This is a genomic window from Chitinophaga sp. 10T418 (genome assembly GCF_056394125.1).
This window is the reverse complement of record NZ_JBFTHG010000043.1, coordinates 1-1,745: the sequence shown is the minus strand read 5'-3', so window position 1 is coordinate 1,745 and position 1,745 is coordinate 1. Positions and strand designations below refer to the sequence as shown.

Below are 1,745 nucleotides of genomic sequence, written 5' to 3'. Positions count from 1 at the left end.
TCACTGTATGTCACTGTAAAGTTCAGCACACTACCGGCTTTATAGTAACCATTCGCAGGTACGTTTACCTGTGTAACTACCGGCGCCGTCACATCTGCTGTTACACTAATCGTGTTACTGGCAGTATTACCGTTGTCGCCAATATTCACCGCTACATCCGCAGGCAATGAAACGCTGATTGCACCATTGGTTATCGGCGTAATGATGATGGTATAAGTGATGTTGTCGCTGGTTTGCGGCGCGGCAGCTGTTGCGTTAGTCAATCTAAAGTCTCCGGTTGTAAGACCATTTACCACTTCGCTGAAGACAGCAGTTACAGTAAACGGTGCATTAACAATAGCAACGGCAGTGGTAGACAACGTAACTGTTGGATGCACCGTGTTCACGAATACGCCAGTGGTATTGCCTACATTATTCAAGAGGAGGGCAGCATTATTATTCACTGCGTCCCTGATAGTTGCACCATTCAGCGACAGGTTAGTACCAAGCGTGATGCCGTCCAGATCCAGGTCGCCATTCTGTACGGTGTAACTGAAAGATAAATTCTGTGTACCGGCACCTCCTGCGTAAACCGCTGAAACATTTGTGCCGCCTATGTTTACACTAATCGATGGCACACCGCCAGTAGTATTAACGAGCACATTTTCACTGTACGCTACTGTAAAGTTCAACACACTGCCGGCTTTATAATAACCATTCACAGGTACACTTACCTGTGTTACTACCGGCGCCGTCACATCTGCTGTTACACTAATCGTGTTGCTCGCAGTGTTACCGTTGCCACCAATATTCACCGCTACATCTGCCGGCAATGAAATGCTGACTGCTCCATCAGTTATCGGTGTGATGACGATAGTATAGGTGATATTGTCCGCGGTTTGCGGCGCAGCTGCCGTAGCGTTAGTCAACGTAAAGTCTCCGGTTGTAAGACCATTTACCACTTCGCTGAAGACAGCAGTTACGGTAAACGGTGCATTAACAATGGCAACGGCAGTGGTAGACAATGTCACTGTTGGGTGTACCGTATTTACAAATACACCCGTGGTATTACCGATATTATTCAAGAGGAGGGCAGCATTGTTATTAGCTGCATCTCTAATGGCAGCACCATTCAGCGACAGACTAGTACCAAGCGTGATGCCGTCCATATCCAGGTCCCCGTTCTGAACAGTGTAACTGAAAGATAAATTCTGTGTACCGGTGCCTCCTGTGTAAACCGCTGAAACATTTGTTCCGCCTATGTTTACACTAATCGATGGCACACCGCCAGTAGTATTAACGAGCACATTTTCACTGTACGCTACTGTAAAGTTCAACACACTGCCGGCTTTATAATAACCATTCGCAGGTACACTTACCTGTGTTACTACCGGCGCCGTCACATCTGCTGTTACACTAATCGTGTTGCCCGCAGTGTTACCGTTGCCGCCAATATTCACTGCGGCATCTGCAGGCAATGAAACGTCGACAGCTCCATCAGTTATCGGTGTGATGACGATGGTATAGGTGATATTGTCCGCGGTTTGCGGCGCGGCAGCTGTTGCGTTAGTCAATGTAAAGTCTCCGGTTGTAAGACCATTTACCACTTCGCTGAAGACAGCAGTTACAGTAAACGGTGCATTGACAATGGCCGCAGTGGTAGACAACGTTACTGTTGGATGTACCGTGTTTACGAATATGCCTGTGGTATTGCCGATATTATTCAAGAGGAGCGCAGCATTATTATTAGCTTCGTCTCTAATGGT

At 47.3% G+C, this 1,745-nt stretch carries 1 protein-coding gene; it reads right to left on the bottom strand.

Features of this window, described 5'->3' with window-relative positions; all coding sequences use genetic code 11:
- Positions 1-1,745, bottom strand: a 1,745-nt coding sequence (locus AC1DCV_RS35680) for a beta strand repeat-containing protein (protein ID WP_477027667.1), incomplete at both ends; no start/stop codon positions are given.